Annotated in this window: 18 protein-coding genes; 12 read left to right on the top strand and 6 right to left on the bottom strand. The window is 71.6% G+C overall.

Going from position 1 to position 20,418, the window contains the following annotated elements; all coding sequences use genetic code 11:
* Positions 1–2 precede the first annotated feature (2 nt).
* From AB0877_RS16780 to AB0877_RS16765, 4 genes are all read left to right on the top strand, one after another.
* On the top strand, positions 3–617 hold the full coding sequence (locus AB0877_RS16780; protein WP_366609630.1) for a dihydrofolate reductase family protein: 615 nt from the start codon (positions 3–5) through the stop codon (positions 615–617).
* A gap of 79 nt (positions 618–696) precedes the next feature.
* The gene (locus tag AB0877_RS16775) at positions 697–1,371 is read left to right on the top strand and encodes a hypothetical protein (RefSeq protein ID WP_366609629.1); all 675 of its coding nucleotides are present in this window, start codon (positions 697–699) and stop codon (positions 1,369–1,371) included.
* Between the two features lie 122 nt (positions 1,372–1,493).
* Complete coding sequence (locus AB0877_RS16770) at positions 1,494–2,387, top strand: SGNH/GDSL hydrolase family protein (protein WP_366609628.1); 894 nt, start codon at positions 1,494–1,496, stop codon at positions 2,385–2,387.
* A 120-nt stretch (positions 2,388–2,507) separates the two neighbouring features.
* Positions 2,508–3,932, top strand: coding sequence for a protein kinase (locus AB0877_RS16765; RefSeq protein ID WP_366609626.1), 1,425 nt, complete (start codon positions 2,508–2,510; stop codon positions 3,930–3,932).
* A gap of 65 nt (positions 3,933–3,997) precedes the next feature.
* Here the strand turns inward: AB0877_RS16765 and AB0877_RS16760 are convergent, their stop codons facing one another.
* The 3 genes from AB0877_RS16760 to AB0877_RS16750 form a co-directional block, all read right to left on the bottom strand.
* Positions 3,998–5,020: a glycoside hydrolase family 11 protein gene (locus AB0877_RS16760; protein ID WP_366609625.1), complete on the bottom strand. Its 1,023-nt coding sequence runs from the start codon at positions 5,018–5,020 to the stop codon at positions 3,998–4,000.
* 430 nt (positions 5,021–5,450) lie between these two features.
* Positions 5,451–6,596: a DUF6596 domain-containing protein gene (locus AB0877_RS16755; protein WP_366609859.1), complete on the bottom strand. Its 1,146-nt coding sequence runs from the start codon at positions 6,594–6,596 to the stop codon at positions 5,451–5,453.
* Between the two features lie 8 nt (positions 6,597–6,604).
* Positions 6,605–7,012: a YciI family protein gene (locus tag AB0877_RS16750; protein WP_366609623.1), complete on the bottom strand. Its 408-nt coding sequence runs from the start codon at positions 7,010–7,012 to the stop codon at positions 6,605–6,607.
* 198 nt (positions 7,013–7,210) lie between these two features.
* On the opposite strand from AB0877_RS16750, the gene AB0877_RS16745 reads away from it, so the two are divergent.
* The 8 genes from AB0877_RS16745 (at position 7,211) to AB0877_RS16710 (ending at position 16,864) form a co-directional block, all read left to right on the top strand.
* Entirely contained in the window at positions 7,211–7,666 is a 456-nt protein-coding gene (locus tag AB0877_RS16745; protein WP_366609858.1) for a Fur family transcriptional regulator, read from the top strand.
* The gene (gene katG, locus AB0877_RS16740; RefSeq protein ID WP_366609621.1) at positions 7,663–9,939 is read left to right on the top strand and encodes a catalase/peroxidase HPI; all 2,277 of its coding nucleotides are present in this window, start codon (positions 7,663–7,665) and stop codon (positions 9,937–9,939) included. Before AB0877_RS16745 ends, katG begins: the two co-directional genes overlap by 4 nt.
* Positions 9,940–10,105: 166 nt before the next feature.
* Positions 10,106–11,476 carry a glycosyltransferase family 4 protein gene (locus tag AB0877_RS16735; RefSeq protein ID WP_366609619.1) on the top strand — a complete coding sequence of 457 codons (1,371 nt, stop codon included), beginning with the start codon at positions 10,106–10,108 and terminating at the stop codon, positions 11,474–11,476.
* 181 nt (positions 11,477–11,657) lie between these two features.
* A complete protein-coding gene (locus AB0877_RS16730; protein ID WP_366609618.1) occupies positions 11,658–13,115 on the top strand; it encodes an O-antigen ligase family protein in 1,458 nt (485 codons plus the stop codon).
* A 24-nt stretch (positions 13,116–13,139) separates the two neighbouring features.
* Complete coding sequence (locus tag AB0877_RS16725; RefSeq protein WP_366609617.1) at positions 13,140–14,153, top strand: Wzz/FepE/Etk N-terminal domain-containing protein; 1,014 nt, start codon at positions 13,140–13,142, stop codon at positions 14,151–14,153.
* 22 nt (positions 14,154–14,175) lie between these two features.
* Positions 14,176–15,741: an oligosaccharide flippase family protein gene (locus AB0877_RS16720; RefSeq protein ID WP_366609615.1), complete on the top strand. Its 1,566-nt coding sequence runs from the start codon at positions 14,176–14,178 to the stop codon at positions 15,739–15,741.
* Positions 15,738–16,589 carry a sulfotransferase gene (locus AB0877_RS16715; protein ID WP_366609614.1) on the top strand — a complete coding sequence of 284 codons (852 nt, stop codon included), beginning with the start codon at positions 15,738–15,740 and terminating at the stop codon, positions 16,587–16,589. Before AB0877_RS16720 ends, AB0877_RS16715 begins: the two co-directional genes overlap by 4 nt.
* A gap of 50 nt (positions 16,590–16,639) precedes the next feature.
* A complete protein-coding gene (locus tag AB0877_RS16710) occupies positions 16,640–16,864 on the top strand; it encodes a hypothetical protein (protein ID WP_366609612.1) in 225 nt (74 codons plus the stop codon).
* Between the two features lie 98 nt (positions 16,865–16,962).
* Here AB0877_RS16710 and AB0877_RS16705 read toward each other — a convergent pair whose 3' ends face one another.
* Genes AB0877_RS16705 through AB0877_RS16695 form a run of 3 tightly spaced genes read right to left on the bottom strand, consistent with a single transcriptional unit; the run spans position 16,963 to position 20,175 of the window.
* Positions 16,963–18,444 (bottom strand): hypothetical protein, encoded by a 1,482-nt coding sequence (locus AB0877_RS16705; protein ID WP_366609610.1) that lies wholly within the window; start codon positions 18,442–18,444, stop codon positions 16,963–16,965.
* Positions 18,441–19,220: a sulfotransferase gene (locus AB0877_RS16700; RefSeq protein WP_366609608.1), complete on the bottom strand. Its 780-nt coding sequence runs from the start codon at positions 19,218–19,220 to the stop codon at positions 18,441–18,443. Before AB0877_RS16700 ends, AB0877_RS16705 begins: the two co-directional genes overlap by 4 nt.
* Positions 19,213–20,175, bottom strand: coding sequence for a hypothetical protein (locus AB0877_RS16695; RefSeq protein WP_366609606.1), 963 nt, complete (start codon positions 20,173–20,175; stop codon positions 19,213–19,215). Before AB0877_RS16695 ends, AB0877_RS16700 begins: the two co-directional genes overlap by 8 nt.
* Positions 20,176–20,418 lie beyond the last annotated feature (243 nt).

The following is a 20,418-nucleotide window of genomic DNA, read 5'->3' as shown; positions in this document are numbered from 1 at the left end:
CGATGGCAAAGGTCATCTCCACGCTGTTCATCTCGGCCGACGGTGTGGCCGAGATCGACCCTGACTGGCACTTCCCGTACTTCGACGAGAACATGGGCCGCGCCGTCACCGAGGACTACGACGCCGCCGACGTGCTGCTCATCGGCCGCGAGACGTACGACAGCTTCGCCGGAGCCTGGCCGGACCGTGAGGCCGCCGGTGGCGAGGACGCGCCGTTCGCCAAGCAACTCGGTGACATGCGGAAGGTCGTCGCCTCGCGTCAGTCGCCGGAGTTTTCCTGGCGCAACTCCGAGCTGATCGACGGGGACCTCCTCGATGCCGTCACCGCGCTCAAGGCCGAGGCCGGCGTGCGGGGGGTTCTCATCCCCGGGTCGATCTCCGTCGTGCAGCAACTGCTCGCCGCCGGCCTGATCGACGAACTGCGTCTGCTGGTGCATCCGGTGGCCGCGCGCAAGGGCCGCAGGCTGTTCGACGAGGGTGACGCGGCGTACCACCTGCGACTGCTGGCAACGGAGGCGTTCCCAACGGGTGTCCTTCGCGTGATCTACGCGCCGGGCCCGACGCCGACGCCGGTCGGATACGACGAGGTGAAGGACCAGGTGCCGGCCGGGAACTAGGTGTTCTGCTGGCGGGGACGGCCGTCGCGCCGGCAGTTCCCGAGCGGAGGTCGTCGTAGTCTCATGTGAAGATCTCGGCGTGACTGAGTGGACGTACAACGATCGCCCCGCGGGTGCCAGGTTCCTCACCGACCGGATCCCGGAGCCGGGCCGCACCGCCATCGAGGACGAGCTGTGGGCCTGGGTGGTGCGTGGCGAGAGCGACGCGGACGAGTTCGTCGACTTCTTCGACGACGCCGACGAGCGCTGCGGCGCGACGGACGACGAGCTCAGGGCGGCGCACGAGACGGCGCTGGCGGTTCGGCGGGAGCAACAGCGCGAGTGGGGTGAGGTGAGCGGCAACCTCACCCGTGCCTTCGTCGAGCTCAACGGGCTGGGGGTGCTGGCCCGGGAGAACTTCAGCTGTTGTGGCACCTGCGCGAGCGCCGAGATCGACGACGAGCGGGACGACTCACGGCACTGGCGCGGGTTTCTCTGGTACCACCAGCAGGACACCGAGTCGCTGCTCGCCAGCGAGGACGGCGAGGTCTATCTCGGCTACGGCGTCTATCCGCCGGCCGACTTCGACGAGGCCGCCTACGCGGGCCTGTCGGAGGCCGAGCAGCAGGCCAGCTACCAGGCCGACCTGGAGCGACTGTTGGACGAGGTCGCGTTCCCGGTGCTGCGCAAGCACGGCATGCGGGTGGAGTGGAACCGCAAGCAGTCCCGGCGGATCAAGGTCACCGGCGCCCAGTGGTATGCGCCGCTGGATTGACCGCCATCGGTCCATCCCACACTCCGGGCAGATGTTTAGTGAGGTTCATCGATATTGACGGGGCGGCCTCGGCGGCGACAGGATCTCGGGCACCACCACCCTGATCCCTCCTGGGAGGCGCCATGACCCGTCCCCGCCTGCCCCTCCTGCGGGCAGCCACCCGGTTGGCCGCACTCGCCCTCGCCACCGCCGGCGTGCTGCTCACCGTCGCCACCCCCGCCAGCGCCGCCGTGCCCACCGGCCGTTACGTAGCGCTGGGCGACTCGTACACCGCAGGCCCGCTGATCCCCACCCAGGTCGACCTCAACTGCCTGCGATCCAACCGCAACTACCCGTCGCTGGTGGCGGCGTCCGCCGGCTCGTCGTCGTTCGCCGACGTGAGCTGCTCCGGCGCCACCACCGACGACATCCTCTACGGCGGCAGCGGCCAACTGGGCATCACGACGCCACCGCAGCTCAACGCGGTCACCTCGAACACCTCCCTGGTGACGGTGCAGATCGGCGGCAACGACATCGGCTTCTCCGGCATCATCGGCGACTGCGCCGAGGCGAGCGTCAGCAGCCCGCTCGGATCGCCGTGCAAGAACCGGTACACCGCCGGAGGCGTCGACCAGTTGCAGGCGCGGATCGTCGCCGCCACACCGAAGGTCACCGCCGTGCTCCAGGCGGTCCGGCAGGCCGCACCGGGCGCGCGGGTCGTGGTGCTCGGCTATCCGGCGATCCTGCCGGACAGCGGGTACGGCTGCTGGCCGGTCGTTCCGATCGCCTACCAGGACGTGCCCTACCTGCGGGGGGTGGAGAAGTCGCTCAACGCGATGCTGGCCAGCGTCGCGAGCGCCAACGGCGCCACCTACGCCGACGTCTACACCCCGTCGATCGGCCGTGACGCGTGCAAGAGCAGCGGCACCCGGTGGATCGAGGGTCTGGTGCCGCAGAACTCGGCCGCGCCGTTCCACCCCAACGCCCGAGGTGAGCAGGGCATGGCCACCGCCCTGATCGCCCGGCTGAACAGCTGATCAGACCCCCGAACGGTCGGACCGGCCCCGTCGGCAACGACGGGGCCGGTTTGCGGTGACACCGGGCTCGGCCGACGTCGCGGTGCTTGGGATCGGGCAGTCCGGGGTACCGACGGTGTCATGCCGATTGTGGGGGAAGTCGTCGGGGACCGTTACCGTCTGCTCGAGAGCATCGCCAGCGGTGGAATGGGCGACGTCTGGCGGGCGGTCGACGAAACCCTGGACCGCTGCGTCGCGATCAAGATGCTGCGACCTCGGCTGGTCACCGATCCCGGCTTCGGCGAACGGTTCCGTCGCGAGGCCCGGGCGATGGCGGCCCTGCGTCACCCGGGTGTCGCGCAGGTCTACGACTACGGTGAGGTGTCCGAGCCCGACGCGCCGGTGCTCGCGTACATCGTCATGGAGTGCGTGCAGGGGCAGCCCCTGTCGGAGCGGATCGCCGAGACCGGCCGGCTGGGTGTGGCCGAGACGATGTCGATCGCCGCGCAGACCGCCCGCGCGCTCCAGGCCGCGCACGACGCCGGCGTCGTGCACCGGGACGTCAAGCCCGGCAACCTGATCATCGAGCCGGACGGGCACGTCGTACTCGTCGACTTCGGCGTCGCGGTGACCCAGGAGGCGGCGAGCCTCACCGGGACGAACCAGGTCGTCGGCACCGCCCTCTACATGGCACCCGAGCAGGTCACCAGGAGCGAGACGACGTCGGCGATCGACATCTACGCGCTGGGAGCGGTCGTCTACCACTGTCTCGCCGGCAGACCCCCGCACGAGGGCGAGAACGCGGTGGCGGTGGCGTTGCGTCATCTCGAAGAGGAGCCGGCGCCGCTGCCCGAGGACGTTCCGGAGGCGGTCGGGCGGTTGGTCGCCACCGCGATGGCCAAGGACCCGACCCGTCGCTTCCCGACGGCGGCGACAATGGCCGCGGCGGCCCAGGTGCTCGCGGATCCGGCCGATCAGCTGCGCACTGCCGTCGGAGCGCCGGTCGGGGCGGCGGTCGAACGCACCGAGATTCAGCGGCCCGTCGTCGGCGGTGCGGCCAAGCGGTCGGGCCGCCCCGGGCCCAAGGTGCTCGCGGTGGCCCTCGGATCGGTGGCCGCCGCGGCCGCCGTCCTGGTGCTCGCCGATCCCACCGGGATGATGACGGGCCCGACCGACGGGCCGTCGACGCCGCCGGCGGTGTCGACGACGGGCCCGTCGCAGCGCGAGCCCGACCTGGGCGTGGGTGGCGGCGAACCAGCAACCCGCGGTTCCGGGGGTCTGCCGGTCCGCGCGCCTGGCTCCCCGACCCCGACGGCAGGCGTTTCGGCGGGTGCGGGGCCGGTCGGCAAGCCAACGCCCTCCGGGGGGAGCACCGGGAGCGCGCCCGAGCCCACCTCGTCCGAGAGCCCGCCAGCCGAGCCGACGGCAGCCCCGACCGGGGAGACGACGGCGGCGCCGACCGCGACAGCGTCGGAGGAGACCGAGGAGGAGCCGGCCACGGAGCCGACGAAGAAGCCGTCCCCGGGGGCGCCGGCAGCGGACGAGAACGCGGCACCGGAGGTCTAGCGACGCAGTGCTGGCGTGACGGCCGAGGCCGCCACGCCAGCAGTGCGGGTCAGGAGTCGGTCGGGTCAGCCGGTGCTGCAGCTGATCGTCGGCCAGGTCCAGTTGCCGTTGGCCATGACCGTGATCCCGAAGTTGTTGCCGTTGCCGTTCGGTCGCGCGGTGACGGTGCCGCTGCTGCCGCTGACGGAGGCGTTCCAACTGTTCTGGATGCTCTGGCCGCCACCGAGGCCGAGGCTGACCACCCAGTTGTTGGTGCCGCTGACGGCGACGTTGAGGTTGAACCGGTCACCCCACTGCTGGCCGGCGGAGATCGTCGCGTTGCAGTTGCCGGTCCCCGGGTTGCCTGTGGTGGGCGGGGAGGTCGGGTTGCCGCCGCCGCCCTCCCGCACGGTGATGTCGGAGCTTCCCTGGCTCTGGTAGCCCTCGGTGGCCATCACCTGGTAGCTGTGGTTGGTGCCGAGGTTCAGGCCGGCGCGGGCCCAGGCGTCGAAGTGGTTGGCGGTGGTGATGGTGCCGCTCGAGCGCTTCTGCTGGCGGACGCTCCAGAACTGGTAGAACGTCTGGTTGCCGTCGATCGACGGGGCGTTGACCCGCTGGCTGCGGAGGATGTCGTAGGTGCCACCGTCGGTGGTGACGGTGCCCATCCGGGTGGCGCCGCTGCTCGGGTTGTAGGTGCCGAAGTTCTCCACGACGTAGTACTCGATGAGCGGGTTGCGCGTCCATCCGTACAGGGCGAGGTAGGTGTTGTTGTTGCCCGGGTTGTAGGTGCCCGAGTAGGTGACCGTCCGTCGGTTGCCGGTGGCCCAACCCTTGCCGCCGACCCAGTTGTTGGTGCTCCTGTCCCAGCTGCTGGTGTATCGGCCATCGGCGCGCAGCGTCATGCTGGCGTTGCCGCTGTCCTTCCAGAACGAGAAGTAGTACCCGTTGTGCGTGCCGGTGAGGTTCGACGTGAGGGTCCGGTCGGCCTCGGCGTACGCGTTGGTGGCCGTCATCGTGCCGGCGACGGCCACGACGGCCGCGCACGCGGCGCCCAGGAGCAGCCGCATGCGGCCGCGGCCTCTCGGTTTGGTGTGGCTGGTGTCGGTCATGGAACTGTTGCCTCCTCTGACGGCTGGCGGGGGCCAGCGGCGCGGTACGCCTCGGCAGGCTGCCGGTGGTCGGGTAACGGCCACGGCGTCGTACCGCTCGGTGGTGGTGGGGCCGGTCGTCCTGCACGACGATCGGAGAAGTGGGGCGTGGTGGCTGGTGCTGACGACAATCGAGCGCCGTCGATGGCGACCGTATTAACCCGGCCGTCGCCTTGTCAACAATTTCCGGAAACGAAGCAGCAACACCGCCGCCATCGCCGGAGCGGCATCCAACCAGGTCAGTAGTGGATCAGAGGTCAGGGCAGTAGTCACGGCGTTCCAGCAGCCGAACACCGGCCGGGATGAGGCCGCCGAAAGTTCCGGAGACTTTCCGGACCAGGTGCCCGGCCTTGGCCAACCGCACGGGCGGACGCTCCCGTTGCCCGAGGGGTCAGCGACGCCGTAGGTCGTTGAGCCGGGCGGCCTGGCGGGTCAGATGGTCGCGTTCGGCGAGGTTGGGGGCCTGCTGGGCGGCCTCGGCGTACAGCCGCGCCGCCGTTGCCAGGTCGCCGTCCCGCTCGTTCAGGTAGGCCGCCACCGCCGTGTACCGGGGCAGCGAGTCGTCCACCGCCGCGAGCGCCGCCAGGCCGGCCCGGGGGCCGTCGGCCTCACCGACCGCCACCGCACGGTTGAGCCGGACGACCGGGTTTTCGGTCAGGAGCGCCAGTTCGTCGTACCACTGCACGATCTGCACCCAGTCGGTCTCCGTGGCGGTGGGCGCGTCCGCGTGCAGCGCCGCGATGGCCGCCTGGGCCTGGAACTCACCCAGGTGGTCGCGGGCCAGGGCCGCCTGCAGGATCGCGACGCCCTCGGCGATCGACCGGGTGTCCCAACGGCTGCGGTCCTGCTCGGCGAGCGGCACCAGGCTGCCGTCGGGGGCGGTCCGGGCGGCGCGCCGGGCGTGGTGCAACAGCATGAGGGCGAGCAGCCCCGCCACCTCGGGGTGGCCGATCGCGGCCGCGAGCTGCCGGGTGAGCCGGATGGCCTCGGCGGCGAGGTCCACGTCACCGGAGTAGCCCTCGTTGAAGACCAGGTAGAGGACGCGCAGGACGGTGGCGACGTCACCGGGTCGGTCGAACCGCCGCCCGGAGACGGTGCGCTTGGCCCGGCTGATGCGTTGCGCCATGGTCGCCTCGGGCACCAGGTAGGCGTGCGCGATCTGCCGGGTGGTCAGCCCGCCGACAGCGCGCAGCGTGAGCGCGACAGCGGACGACGGCGTCAGCGACGGGTGGGCGCACAAGAAGTAGAGCTGGAGCGTGTCGTCCGCGGCGGGGGTCGGCCCCGGGGGCGGTTCCTCCTCGACGAGATCCTCGCGTCGACGGCGAGCGGTGTCGGCGCGGGCCGCGTCGAGGAACCGTCGCCACGCCACAGTGGTCAGCCAGCCCAACGGGTCGCGCGGCGGGTCGGCCGGCCAGACCCGGACGGCTTCGACCAGGGCGTCCTGCACGGCATCCTCGGCCGCCGCGAAGTCGATTCCGCGGCGGACGAGGATCCCGAGGACGCGCGGCGTGAGGTTACGCAGCAGCGTCTCGTCCATCGGAGTCGTCACTCCGTGATGGTGGGGGGCTCGCTCAGGAACGGGCGCAGCTCCAGCCACTCGTGGATCGGCTTCCCGCCCGCCCCGGGCGCGGCCGACAGCTCCCCGGCCAGCTCGACAGCCCGGTCGTGGCTGTCGACGTCGATCACCATCCAGCCGGCGATCAGGTCCTTGGTCTCGGCGAACGGGCCGTCGGTGACCGGCGGGCGGCCCTCGCCGTCGTACCGGACGAACGTCCCTTCCGGGGCGAGTGCCTGACCGTCGACGAACTCGCCGGTCTCCTCGAGTCGGGCCGCGAAGTCGCGCATGTACTGCATGTGGGCCGAGATCTCCGCCGGCGTCCACTGGTCCATGGGCACGTCGTTGACCGCGGCTGGGGCGCCCCGGTAGTGCTTGAGCAGCAGGTACTTGGCCATCGTGGTGCTCCTCGGTGTTGGCGGCGACCCGTCGTGGTCGCGTTCACGTGGGGGACGGAGCCGCTCGGCACTTCTCGACATGGCTGTCCGATTTTCCTCCTCCCGCAGGTTAACCTCGGGTGAATCGTCCGCCGTTGGGGTAGCTCAGGCGGCACAAAACTTGATTCGTTCCAAATTAGTGAGCTAATGTTCGTACCCGTGATGTCCGACTTCGAGGCGCAGCTACGGGCTGTCTCGTTGCGCGTGACCCGGCCCCGGTTGGCGGTGCTCGCGGCGCTGCGCGACCACCCGCACGTCGGCACCGACGCGGTGATCGCGCTGGTCCGCGCGGACCACCCCACGGTCTCCCACCAGGCGGTGTACGACGTGCTGCGGGTGCTCACCGACGCCGGGCTGGTGCGGCGCATCCAGCCGGCCGGGGCGACCGCCCGATACGAGTCCCGCATCTCGGACAATCACCACCATGTCGTGTGCCGCTCCTGCGGCGCCATCGCCGACGTCGACTGTGCCGTCGGCCACGCTCCCTGTCTCACCGCCTCGGGCGACCACGGTTTCGTGGTCGACGAGGCGGAGGTCGTCTACTGGGGCACCTGTCCCGACTGCGCGACCGACCGCACGCCCCAGAGATCCGCAAGCTCGGAAGGAAGTACATGAGCGACACCCAGGACAACGGCCCCGTCAGTGCGCAGGGCGTGGACCAGAAGGCAGCGGCCGGCTGCCCGGTCGCGCACGACTCGGTAACCGCGCACGGCAGCGAGAGTGAGAACCCGGCGATCGACTCGCCGACCCCGAAGACCGGTGGTCGTCCGCGCACCAACCGGGACTGGTGGCCCAACCAGCTCGACCTCTCGGTGCTGCACGCCCACTCGTCCAAGGGCAACCCGCTGGGCGAGGACTTCAGCTACGCCAGGGAGTTCGCCAAGCTCGACGTCGAGGCCCTCAAGCGCGACATCGTCGAGGTGCTCACCACCTCGCAGGACTGGTGGCCGGCCGACTTCGGCCACTACGGCGGCCTGATGATCCGGATGAGCTGGCACGCCGCCGGCACGTACCGCATCGAGGACGGCCGGGGCGGTGCCGGCGACGGTGGGCAGCGGTTCGCGCCGCTCAACAGCTGGCCGGACAACGCCAACCTGGACAAGGCCCGTCGGCTGCTCTGGCCGGTCAAGCAGAAGTACGGCCAGCAGATCTCCTGGGCCGACCTGCTCGTGCTCGCCGGAAACGTCGCGCTGGAGTCGATGGGCTTCAAGACCTTCGGCTTCGGCTTCGGTCGTGAGGACGTCTGGGAGCCCGAGGAGATCTTCTGGGGTCCGGAGGACACCTGGCTGGGAGACGAGCGCTACGCCTCCGAGAAGGAGATGGCGGCGGGCGTCGGCTCGACCGAGATGGGGCTCATCTACGTCAACCCGGAGGGCCCGCGCGGTAACGCGGACCCGGCCGCGGCGGCGCACTTCATCCGCGAGACCTTCGGCCGGATGGCGATGAACGACGAGGAGACCGTCGCCCTCATCGCCGGTGGTCACACCTTCGGCAAGACCCACGGTGCCGGCACCGCCGACAACCACGTGGGTCCGGAGCCCGAGGGCGCCCCGCTGGAGGCGCAGGGCCTGGGTTGGCTCAGCACCCACGGCAGCGGCAAGGGCGCCGACACGATCACCAGTGGTCTCGAGGTGACGTGGACCGACGTGCCGACGCAGTGGAGCAACCGCTTCTTCGAGATCCTCTTCGGTTACGAGTGGGAGCTCACCACCAGCCCCGGTGGCGCGAAGCAGTGGGTCGCCAAGGACGCCGAGGCGATCATCCCGGACCCCTTCGACCCGGCGAAGAAGCACCGGCCCACGATGCTCACGACCGACCTGTCGCTGCGCGTCGACCCGGCGTACGAGAAGATCTCCCGCCGCTTCCTGGAGAACCCCGACCAGTTCGCGCTGGCCTTCGCCAAGGCGTGGTACAAGCTGCTGCACCGCGACATGGGCCCGATCGAGCGCTTCCTCGGGCCGTGGGTGGCCGAGCCGCAGCTCTGGCAGGACCCGGTGCCGGCCGTCGACCACGAGCTGGTGAGCGACGCCGACGTCACCGCGCTCAAGGCGAAGGTCCTCGAGTCCGGTCTCACCATCGACCAGCTGGTCTCCACCGCCTGGGCGTCTGCCGCCAGCTTCCGGCACACCGACAAGCGCGGCGGTGCCAACGGGGCGCGCATTCGCCTCGAGCCGCAGCGCAGCTGGGAGGTCAACCAGCCGGAGCAGCTCGCGAGCGTCCTGAGCACCCTTGAGGGCATCCAGCGGGAGTTCAACGACGCCGGCGGCGCGAAGATCTCGATCGCCGACCTGATCGTGCTGGCCGGTTCGGCCGCCGTCGAGAAGGCGGCGCGGGACGCCGGCGTCGAGGTGACCGTGCCGTTCCGGGCGGGCCGCACCGACGCGACCCAGGAGCAGACCGACACCGACTCCTTCCGGGTCATGGAGCCGCGCGCCGACGGTTTCCGCAACTACCTGCGCGCCGGCGAGAAGACCCAGCCGGAGGTGCTGCTCGTCGACCGTGCGTACATGCTCAACCTGACCGCGCCCGAGATGACCGTCCTCATCGGCGGCCTGCGCTCCCTCGGCGCCAACGTCGGCGGCAGCCAGCACGGTGTGCTGACCGACAAGCCGGGCGTGCTCACCAACGACTTCTTCGCCAACCTGCTCTCCCCGGGCACCCGGTGGAGCGCGTCGAAGTCCGAGGAGCACGTGTACGAGATCCGCGACCTGGCCACCGATGAGGTGAAGTGGACCGCCACCGCGGTCGACCTCATCTTCGGGTCCAACTCGCAGCTGCGCGCCCTCGCCGAGGTCTACGCCAGCCATGACGCCCGCGACAAGTTCGTCGCCGACTTCGTGGCCGCCTGGACCAAGGTCATGGAGCTCGACCGGTTCGATCTCGCCTGACAGGTACCACCGACGAGCCCCGGCCGATCCGCCCGTGATCGACCGGGGCTCGTCGCCGTTCGCGTGCCGATCGACGCGGCACCGGCGTCGGTCACCTCGATGTCACCCCCGGTGCCATTCCCTTCTCGGCTAATCCCATGGATGATTTTCCTGTCTCATTGATCAGGTGGCGGACGGGCCCATCCATGGCAAGGTGTTGACCCTGCCCCGGGCGGCGGGCGCGGACCTAGTCACGCAGGGAGTCAACGTGGCCCATCCCGACCTGCAGGCCGAGGACGTGGACCAGCACGCCGGAAGCCCTGCGATACCCCGGCAACGGGTGGCCGTCGCCGGACGGTCCCGAGCGGGCGTCGCCGAGACAGCCGTCGCCTGGCGTCCGCTGCGGATCGCGATGATCGGCCAGAAGGGGATACCGGCGACCTACGGCGGGATCGAACGGCACGTGGAGGAGATGGCCAGCCGGCTCGCCAGCTACGGCCACGAGGTCACTGTCTACTGCCGCCGGAGCTACGGCGAGACGCCCGCCGACCGCTACCGGGGCGTACGGCTGCGCCAGACCCACACGATAGCGAGCAAGCACCTCGACGCGATCGTGCACGCGGCCACCTCGACCATGGCGGCGGTGGCCGCGCGGCCCGACATCGTGCACTACCACGGGCTCGGGCCGGCCCTGGTCGCCCCACTTCCGCGTGCCCTGTCCCGGGCCCGCGTGGTGCTGACGGTGCACGGGCTGGACAACCAGCGGGGCAAGTGGGGGCTCGCCGCGCGGACCGTACTGGGCAGCGCCCACTGGTTCAGCGGGTACGTCCCGCACCAGCGGGTGGCGGTCTCCCAGGGGCTCGCCGCCCACTACGACGCCCGGTTCGGCCGCCCGACGACCTACATCCCGAACGGCGTGAACCCGGCCCGACCGGCGCGGACCCGTCAGATCCAGGACCGGTTCGGGCTGACCCCCGACGGCTACCTGCTGCTGGTCGGTCGGCTGGTGCCGGAGAAGGCGGCCGACCTGCTGATCCGGGCCTTCCGCCGGACCGAGACCCCGATGCGTCTGGCGATCGTCGGCGGGTCGTCCTTCACCGACGACTTCGTGGACCGGCTGCGCCGGGAAGCCGGGACGGACGACCGGATCGTCTTCACCGGGTTCGCCTACGACGACCTGCTGGCCGAGCTGTACGCCAGTGCCGCCGGCTTCGTCCAACCGTCCCGGTTGGAGGGACTGCCGTTGACGTTGCTGGAGGCGGCCGCGTACGGGCTGCCGGTGGTCGCCAGCGACATCGCGCCGCACGTCGAGGTGCTCACGTCCGACACCGCCGGCGGGCGGTTGTTCCGCGACGGCGACGAGGACGACCTGGTCCGGGTGTTGACCTCGCTGCTGGCCAACCTGCCGGCTGAACGGGCCGGCGCGGTGGCGCTGGGCGAGCGGATCACCAGTAGGTACAGCTGGGACACCGCCGGCCGCGAGTTGGAGCAGCTCTATCTCCGGCTGGCCCCGGAGCCGGGCCGCCGGGCCAGGGCACGACCCACTCCGACCGACTGACCGGGACGGGGTCGGCCGGGGCAGAGTCGGATCAGCCCACCGGGGGACGGGGCAGTCGGTGCAACGGCCCCTTCTGCCGTCGAGGTGACAGGACTAGATTGAACCGATCTTGTGCCGGGAGGACATCGGTTGGCCGCGCCCGGCAGCGGCCGGGCAGCGCCGATTCAGTTCAGTGGGATCAGTGGAACAACACACGCAGCAGGTCACTCCGCTCATGACCAGGCGGCTCGACCCGACCCGCCTGCTCACCGGCGCGGCGGCGCTTGCCGCCGCGGTCGTGGCGGTGGTCGCGGGTGTCTCCGTGGCGGCCGGTGACCGCAGGGGGATGGTGCTGCCGCTCGCGGCGGTCGCGGGGATCGCGGTGGCCGTCCTCGCGCTGACCCGGTTCGCCGGGTACGTGCTGCTGATGCTCGCGATGCGCTCCTGCGTCGACCTGTTCAAGCTGACCGGCCCGAGCGCCGGCCAGGCCGAATCCGGCGGCACGGCCCGGGCCATGGACCCCTCCACCCTGCTCGCGGTGCTGTTCCTCCTCGCCGCCGGGCTCTGGCTGGCCGCGCAGCTCAGCCGGCACGGGCGGCTACGCGGCTCCCCGCTCAGCTGGGCCATGCTGCTCGTCGGTGCCAGCAGCCTGGTCAGCGCCCTTGGCGCCAGCCGGCCGGCGAACAGCCTGTTGGAGGCGCTGCGGACCCTCACCGTGGTGGTGATGTTCGTGGTGCTGGAACAGCTCATGCCGGACACCGCGGCGATCCGTCGGGTCCTGCTCGCCTGCTACGCCTCGCTGGTGCTGGCGCTGGGCTACACAGTGGTGATGTCGCTGCTCGGCCACCCGCCGGCCGAGGTGAAGGGCGACTTCACCCGCATCAGCGGCACGTTCAGCCAGTCGACCACGTTCGGCCGCTACCTGATGTTCATGGTGATCTTCGGGTTCGCGGTGTACCGCTTCCTGGGTCGTCGCCTGCGGGCGTCCCTCGGGGTGCTGCTGGCGCTCTCGCTGCTGTTCCTGCTACTCACCAACACGCGCAGCGCCCTGCTCGGTGCGGCGATCGGCCTGGTGGTGGTCGCGGCACTGCATCGCAGCAAGCGGATGCTGGTCACCCTCTGCGTGGTGGCGGTCGCCGGGGTGGCCCTGGTGCCCGCCGTCGGCGAACGCTTCGCCCAACTCGGCACGTCCCGCGTCGTCGGCGGGGACCCGACCGGAAACACCCTGGCCTGGCGGATCGGCTACTGGACCGAGATCGTCACGCTCGCCGACCGGAACCCGGTGACCGGCATCGGGCCGAACATGACCCAGCGGGAGACCGACGAGGCCAAGAAGCCGCACAACGACTTCCTGCGGGCGTACGTCGAGACCGGGCTGCTCGGCCTCGGGGCGTACCTGCTGATGCTGTTCGCTCTTCTGCACACGGCCCGGACGGCGCTGCGGCGCGCGCCGCCGGGCAGCTTCGAGCGCGGCGTCGCGGTCGGGTTCACCGGCTGTGCCGCCGCGTTCGTGGCGGTCAGCGCCGCCTCCAACGTCATTTCCAACGTGGTCACCCTCTGGTACTTCGTCGCGTTCGCCGCGGCGGCCAGCGTGATCGCCCGCCAACCGGCTCCGAACCTGACCGGCGAGCAGCCACGAGGCACGTCCGTCCCGGTTTGACTGAACGACAGCATTGGGGAAAAAGTGGAGATCGTCGACTACCTGCGGGTCGCCCGGCGGCGCCTCTGGGTACTCGTGGGGGTGCCGGTGCTCGCCACCGGCGCCGCGGCCGCCATCGTCCTGTCAGCGCCACAGCAGTTCAGCGGGACCGCGTACGTGGCGGCGCCGGCCCTGGTGGGTGGCGTGGCCGGAACGCAGTACACCGGTACGCAGGCGGCGAACCAGTTCGTCGCGGCGTTCGGCGCGGCGGTCACCTCGCCCCGCGTCCTCGCCGACGTGGCCGCCGACACCGGGGTGCCGCCGGAGCGGTTGCGCGACGGGCTCGCCATCACCCAGGTCGGCGCGAGCAGCCAGTTGGAGGTGACCTACACCGCCGGCGACCGGGCGAGGGTCGCGCCGGTGCTGACCGCGACCACCACCCGGGCGCTGGCCTTCCTCTTCTCCTCCCAGGTCGGCATCGCCACCGGTGAGGTCGAGGCGGCCAACGCCGACGTCACCGCGGCGACCAAGGCGATCGGTGAGTGGGAGAAGGCGAACAAGGTCTCCCAGCCGGACCGGATCTACCAGGCCACGTTGAGCGAGCTGACCAGCCTGCGCCAGCAGCAGCTCTCCATGCAGGCGGTCGGCAACGGCCGAGGTGTCGACGCGGCGACCGCCGCGATCACCACCGCTCAGAAGAAGCTCGACGAGCTGGGGCCGAAGCTGCCCGACTACCAGGCCCTGCTGGCCCAGCGCGACGCGGCGACCAGCGCCCTGTCCCAGGCGCGGGAAGGGTTGCAGGCGGCGCGGGCGCAGGCCCAGGCCGCCGACCCGCAGCAGGTGACCAGCATCGGCGAGGCACACGAGGTGAGCCGGATGACCGAGCTGGTGCGCACCGCCCTGCCGGTCGGCGGTGCGGGTCTGCTGCTCGGGGTGCTGCTGGTGGGCGTCCTCGAACTGCTCTCCCGGGGTCGTGCCGCCGCCCGGCCGGCGGCGCCGGCGGCGACCACAGCGGCCCCCTCGGCGCCGGCGGAGACCGTGAGCGCGGCACGGCCGTGACCGTCGGAGAACGGCCCGGCGGGTGCGCGAGGTGACCGGCCGGTCACCGGCCGCGCCGGAGACCGGCGACCAGCAGGTACGCGGCATGGCCCGCGGCGGTGTGCTGAACCTGGGCGGCGCCGTGCTCAGCCAGGTGGCGCTCTTCCTGGTCATGCTGTTGCTGGCCCGGGTCCTGGGCGTACGCGAACTCGGCCGGTACGCCCAGGTCTACGCCGTGCTGTCGCTGCTGGGGCTGCTCTCGCTCTCCGGTTTCCGAGCCGGGCTGACCCGGTTCGTGGCGGTGCACCTCGCCGACGACGAGCCGGCCGCTCTGCGGGGCGCGATCCGGCTCGGGATCGGCATCTCGGCCGTGGCGTCTACAGTGATCGCCCTCGGTCTGGTGGTCGGCGCGCCGTGGCTCGCCGACGCCCTGCACGACCCGCAGCTCACCACCGGGCTGCGGTTGGCGGCGCTCTGCCTGCCCGCCGCCACCGTCTGCGAGGCCGCCCTGGCCGCCACCCGGGGGTGGCGTACGCAGCGGGCGTACGCGCTCATCGGCCAGGTCTACGAGCCGGCCGCCCGGCTGGTGCTCACCGCCCTGGCGCTCGCCCTCGGGACCGGCCTGACCGGCGCGTTCTGGGCGCTGGTGGCGGCGAGCTGGAGCGCGGCCGGGCTCGCCCTCGTGGCGCTCGCCCGGATGCTGCGCCGGGTGCCCGCCGCCCGGCCCGCGTACCGGCCCGGTGAGCTGTTCCGCTTCTCCACCGTCAGCTGGGTCTCGTCGCTGTCGTCCACCGGGCTGATCTGGGTGGACGCGCTGCTGCTCGGCTTCTTCGACTACGGTCCCGACGCGATCGGCGTCTACCACGTGGCGACCCGGCTGGTCACGATCGCGGTGTTCGTGCTGGCACCGGTGAACGCCTCGTTCGGTCCGCACCTGGCGCACCTCTACCACCAGGGTCGACTGGACGAGGTACGCCGCATCTACCGGGTCGCCACCGGTTGGGTGCTCCGGCTGTCGCTGCCGGCCTTCGTGGCGTTGCTGGTCTTTCCGGAGCAGTTGCTGCGCCTGGTCGGCGGTCCGGGTCTGGCCGGCGGTGCGGCGGTGACCGTGGTGCTGGCGCTCGGGCAACTCGTGAACGCCGCCACCGGGCCCTGCGGGACGCTGCTGAACATGTCCGGCCGGGTCTCGGTCAACATGGTGGACAACCTCGCGGCCCTGCTGCTCAACGTCCTGCTCAACCTCTGGCTCATCCCGGCGTACGGCATTCTCGGTGCGGCGGTGGCCTGGGCGGTGTCGTTGGCGGCGGTGAACGTCGCCCGGGTCTGGCAGGTGCGCGCGCAGGTGCACACCGTGCCGGTGACGGCGGGCATGGTCAAGGGCCTGATCGCCGCGCTGGTGGCGATGGGCGCCGGGTTCGGTGTGCGGTTGCTGGTCGGCGGCGGGACCGTCCAGCTCGTGGTCGGTCTGGCCGCGATCATGGCGGTCTACCTCGCCGTGGTGCTCGCCCTCGGGCTCAGTCGGGAGGATGTCATGGTGTTGCGCTCGGTGACCCGCCGAGGCGCTCGCCGTCGCGCCGCCAAACCCACCCCCGCCGAGGTCGGCTCGTGACCGGCGTGGTGCGGCGTCAGGTCACCGACCGGCTGCGTCGGGGGGTGCGCGCGGCGCGGGCGTGGGGGCGCGCGGCGACGCCGGGAGAGCCCGGTCCGTTGCCCGATTTCCTGGTGATCGGCGGGCAGCGCTGCGGCACCACGTCGCTGTACCACCACCTTGCCGCGCATCCGCAGGTCCGCGTGGCCAGCGGCAAGGAGTTGCAGTACTTCAGCATCCACCACGGTCGGGGCCCGCTGTGGTACCGGGGGCATTTCCCTCGTCTCGCCCCGGGCGAGCGCACGTTCGAGGCGAGCCCGTACTACCTGTTCCATCCGAGCGTGCCGGCCCGGGTCGCGGCGACCCTGCCGCAGGCGCGCTTCGTCGTCCTGCTGCGCGACCCGGTGCAGCGTGCCTACTCGCACTACCTGCACACCCGCTCGTACGGGGTCGAGCCGCTCTCCTTCGCCGACGCCCTCGACGCGGAGGAGGAGCGGCTGGCCCGGGCGACGCGCGGTGGCCCGGACAGCGCCGCCGCGCACCGGGCGTTGCGCAACTATTCGTATGCCGCCCGGGGCCGCTACGCCGAGCAGTTGGACCGCTGGTTCGCCCAGGTCCCGCGGGAGCGGATCCACGTCACCCGAACCGAGGACCTGCACACCGACCCGGCCGGCACGTACGCCGAGATGCTGTGCTTCCTCGGCCTGCCGGCCTTCACCCCGGAGGCGTTCACCCGGCACACCCGTCGCGTGGACCTGGGTGTCTCCGAGCTGACGCCGGCCCTGCGCGACCGGCTGGCCGAGCACTTCGCGCCGCACAACACCCGCCTGGCCGCCCTGCTCGGCTGGCCCGAAACCTGGCCCGGCTAGGCGGTGTCACCGTCGTTTGTGGAATACCAGGGTTGGGCACAAGACACGCCATGGCGAATAGACGAGGCACGTTGGTCGGCCACTACCTCATGCGACTCATCGGTGGCGTGGCAGTCATCTTCGGCATCTTGATGCTGTTCAGTGCGCTGTCCCGGAGCGACCTCATCGGGCTGGCGCTCGGCGTCGTCCTCGTTGGCGGTGGCGCGTACCTCCTCAAGCGTTCCGGCAAGACCGGCCGGGTGAAAGAGGTGGCCGCTACGCGCGGCACGAGCTGAGGGTCCACGCTCGCTGCACCTGGACGATGTCCGCCGCGCCGCCGCGCCCTCGTCGGCTGTCCCGTGGTGTGGCGGTGCCTGACCGGGGAGCTACCCGTCTAGCGGACGGCGGCGAGGATCCGGTCCACCGGCTGGTCGGCGCGGAGCAGGACGGGAACGTCGGCCACTGTGGTGCCGCCGCCGGCCGCGCCCAGCGGGGAACCCACCGCCCCGGTCCGTCCGCCCGGTGTCGCCGGCACGGTCACCGGCGTGTTCGACGCCGACCAGAGCACCAGCGTGCTCGACCGGCCCCGGACGAACGCGACCCCGTGCAGCCTGTCGGCCACCGGGGCGGGCAGTGGGGTGACTGTGGCGTCCCGCGCCGCGTCGGCCAGGGCGGCCAGCATCCGGCCCGCTTCCCGTTCGGCGCCGTCCGGGTCGAGCAGGCCGTAGCGGACCTCGCTACCGGCGGCGTTGTTCGGGTTGTACGCCAACGGCAGCCAGCTGATCTCACCGATCCCGCCGGCGGCCAGCAGGGTGACCGTCTTGACCATCTCCGCCGCCCGGCTGGCCGCGTCACCGTCGCCGTCGCGCCAGAACTGACCGACCTCCCACGCCTGGATCGGCGTGCCCGGTGGAGTGGTCGCGCGCAGGTAGTCCAGCAGCGGGGCCACCCCGCTGAAGTGTTCGTAGAAGTGCAGCTGGCGGACGTCGACGGTGCGGTCGGTCAACAGCGACTCGGTCACCGCCAGGAAGCGCAGGCTGCGGCTGTTGGTCTCGGTGCCGAGCGCCCGGCGCAGTTGCGCCTCCCCGGTCACCGCCGGGATCTGCTGCCCCCGGGTGCCGACCCGACGGTGGAAGTACGCCTGGTAGGCGGCGACGGCCTCGGGCATCCGACCGGCGCGCACCAGCCGGTCGGCGACACCCATGCCGTACGCGACGCTGCTGATGCCGGAGTCGACCACCAGCGCCTTCGGGTCGGTCGCGCGGATGGTCTCGGCGGCGGCGCGGACCAGCCGCGCGTACTCCTCCGGGCTGCCGGCCCAGTAGCTCGGCGCGTTGACCTCGTTCTCGATGGCGTACTCCCGCACCCCGTACGGGCCGTAGCGCTGCACCACCGAACGAACGAACCGCTGGTACGCGCCGAGGTCGGTGGGCATCGCCGACTCGGTCTTGTTCGCCGCGCCCCGGGTGTAGCGGGCGGTGCCACCGGTCGCCCAGCACACGCCGGTGCGGATCTTCAGGTGCAGCGTGACGCCCAGGTCCCGGCTGCGCGAGGCGATTTCGTCCAGCCCGGCCCAGTCGACCTGCCCGGAGGTCCGTTCGATGTCGCACCAGGAGATCTCCTCGTACGTCGCCGAACCGGCGAGCCGGCGCAGGTACGGCTCGAACTGCTGGTACCGCGACCAGTCCCAGTGCGCGCCGAACGGGTTGCTCACCGGGTCGCCGGCGCGCCCCGGCGGGGCGGCTGCGGGGGTCGCCGTCGCGGAGGGGGTGGCGGTCGGTGGCGGATCGTCGTCACCGGCGGTGCACCCGGCGGTGAGCAGCAGCGTGACGGCGACGGCGGTCGCGACCGCGCGCAGCCGGCCCGGGCGGGTCACCGGTAGCCCAGCGCGCGCAGGGTCGGACCGGAGAAGACCCAGACCAGCAGGCGCAGGAACGGGTCGAGTTCGCGGCGGTAGCTGCCCACCCGGGAGCCGTAGATGGGCGCGGTCTCGCCCACCGCCGCCCGTCGTCGCTCCGCCTCGGTGGTGTACTTCTGCGCCACGTCGTGCTGCTGGCTCTCGTAGTCGAGGATGCCGTCCTCCCAGGGCTCGCCGAGGAATTCGAAGAGGCCGCGCATCGTCTTTTCCGGCTCGCTGACCGCCTGCTCGTACCGCAGCTCGTAGTAGCGGTCCGCCGGCAGGGTGGCGCCGACGGCCCGCGCGGCGCGGATGTAGCGCGGCCACTTCACCACGCACTTCACCGCGGACCAGTAGCCGAACCGTTTGCGGTGCGAGACCACCACGTCGCGCCCGTCCCGGATGAGGTGCACGATCTGGGCGTCCGGGAAGACCTCGGTGACGAAGTCGAGCGACATGGCGTACAGCGGGGTCTTGTCGGCCCACCGGGCCTTGCCCCGGGTGGCGGCGTAGTCGGCGTGCACGCCGCCGAAGAAGTCCCGGATCCGGCGCAACCAGTCCTCGCGGGGAAAACCGAAGCGGGCCAGTCGCTCCCAGTCCCGGCCGACGATCCGTCGCAGGTCCGGCAGGAACCGGGTCTCCGGACCGCAACTGATCCGCGAGTGCGAGTCCAGGACGAGACGCACCATCGTGGTGCCCGACCGCTGGCAGCCGACCAGGAAGATCGGTGCGGTACGGGTTCCGGTCTCAGCCACAGTCGACCGCCTTCGTCGTCTCGGATCGGGCGTCGGCCGCGGCGCGATCGAGCCGGTCGGTCAGCTCGTCACAGCGGGCCCGGACACGCCTGTCGATCGGTAGCCGTCGGTGGTGCGCCGGGCCGTGCGACGCGCGTGGGGCGATGTGCGCGTGCAGCCGGGGATGGTAGGTGAAGTCGAGGAAGGCGCAGAGCCGCCGGAGCTGCGCGGCGGGCTCCGCGACCAGGCTGTCGTAGCGGCAGAGCAGCACGTCGGCCCGCTGGTCCAGGCCGAGCTGGAAGAACAGCGAGTTGCGGACGTACCAGAACAGCGCGGCGCCGCTGTGCGGATCCATCCGCTGCGGGTCGTGGGCCCGGATCAGCTCGACGGTGTCGGCGTCGAGGCGTTGCCCCTGCCACCGACGGCCGATGCTGCCGTCGGCGATCGCCGACAGGGCCCGCAGGTTGGCGTCACCGAACTTGGCGACCTCGGAGCGGGCCCGGTCGTCGACGTCGCGGTAGACCCAGAGCGCCCGCCCGGGGGTCAGCCCCGGCAGGGCCAGCAACTCGTCCACGCGGTGGCTCTCACAGAGCGGCTTGACCAGCACGTACGCGTGCCGGCTGCGCTGGATGGCAGCGGTCAGCACCGCGTCGGGGCGCAGGTGGAAGCGGTGGAAGAGGGTGCTGTCGTTCTCGTTGCGGACCTCGACCTCGCCGGCGGCGTCCAGGCCCCGGACCAGCATGTTCGTGCCGGAGCGTTGCAGACCGACCAGGTAGACCGGCATCGCCGAGCCGGGCGTCCGGCCAGCCCGCCGCCGCCAGCGTCGCTTCGCCAGGGCGGTGCCGATCCGGTCGACCGGGTTGAGGCGGTCCTCCTCGATCAGCCGTCCGATCCCCTCGGTGCGAGCCCAGCGCAGATGCCGCCGGATCCGGCGCGCGGTGTACGCGAGCGCGGAGACCTCGTCGTCGGCTGCCACGGTCCTCCTCGTCGGACACCGGCCCTGCACCAGAGCGGGCGTGACCGGCGGCAGCCAGGCTATCGGGAGATCATGGCGGGAGGCCAGGGCGCGGACCGCACGGGCAGACGAAGATCACCCGTTCAGCCACATGCCAAACGTGAGCTGGACTCGCCGACCCGCCCTGCATACCGTGGGCCCTGGTCGGGGCGGGCAGACCCCGGTCATCACCTCCGGGCCCGGATCGCCCGATCGATGTGAGCA

This window comes from Micromonospora sp. NPDC047644, from assembly GCF_040704315.1.
GTDB lineage: Bacteria > Actinomycetota > Actinomycetes > Mycobacteriales > Micromonosporaceae > Micromonospora.
This window is presented reverse-complemented; position numbering and strand designations above follow the sequence as displayed.

Coding starts and splice junctions, on each gene's coding strand:
- AB0877_RS16780 (WP_366609630.1), top strand. CDS start 3: ATGGCAAAGGTCATCTCCACGCTGTTCATCTCGGCCGACGGTGTGGCC.
- AB0877_RS16770 (WP_366609628.1), top strand. CDS start 1,494: ATGACCCGTCCCCGCCTGCCCCTCCTGCGGGCAGCCACCCGGTTGGCC.
- AB0877_RS16765 (WP_366609626.1), top strand. CDS start 2,508: ATGCCGATTGTGGGGGAAGTCGTCGGGGACCGTTACCGTCTGCTCGAG.
- AB0877_RS16760 (WP_366609625.1), bottom strand. CDS start 5,020: ATGACCGACACCAGCCACACCAAACCGAGAGGCCGCGGCCGCATGCGG.
- AB0877_RS16755 (WP_366609859.1), bottom strand. CDS start 6,596: ATGGACGAGACGCTGCTGCGTAACCTCACGCCGCGCGTCCTCGGGATC.
- AB0877_RS16750 (WP_366609623.1), bottom strand. CDS start 7,012: ATGGCCAAGTACCTGCTGCTCAAGCACTACCGGGGCGCCCCAGCCGCG.
- katG (WP_366609621.1), top strand. CDS start 7,663: ATGAGCGACACCCAGGACAACGGCCCCGTCAGTGCGCAGGGCGTGGAC.
- AB0877_RS16710 (WP_366609612.1), top strand. CDS start 16,640: ATGGCGAATAGACGAGGCACGTTGGTCGGCCACTACCTCATGCGACTC.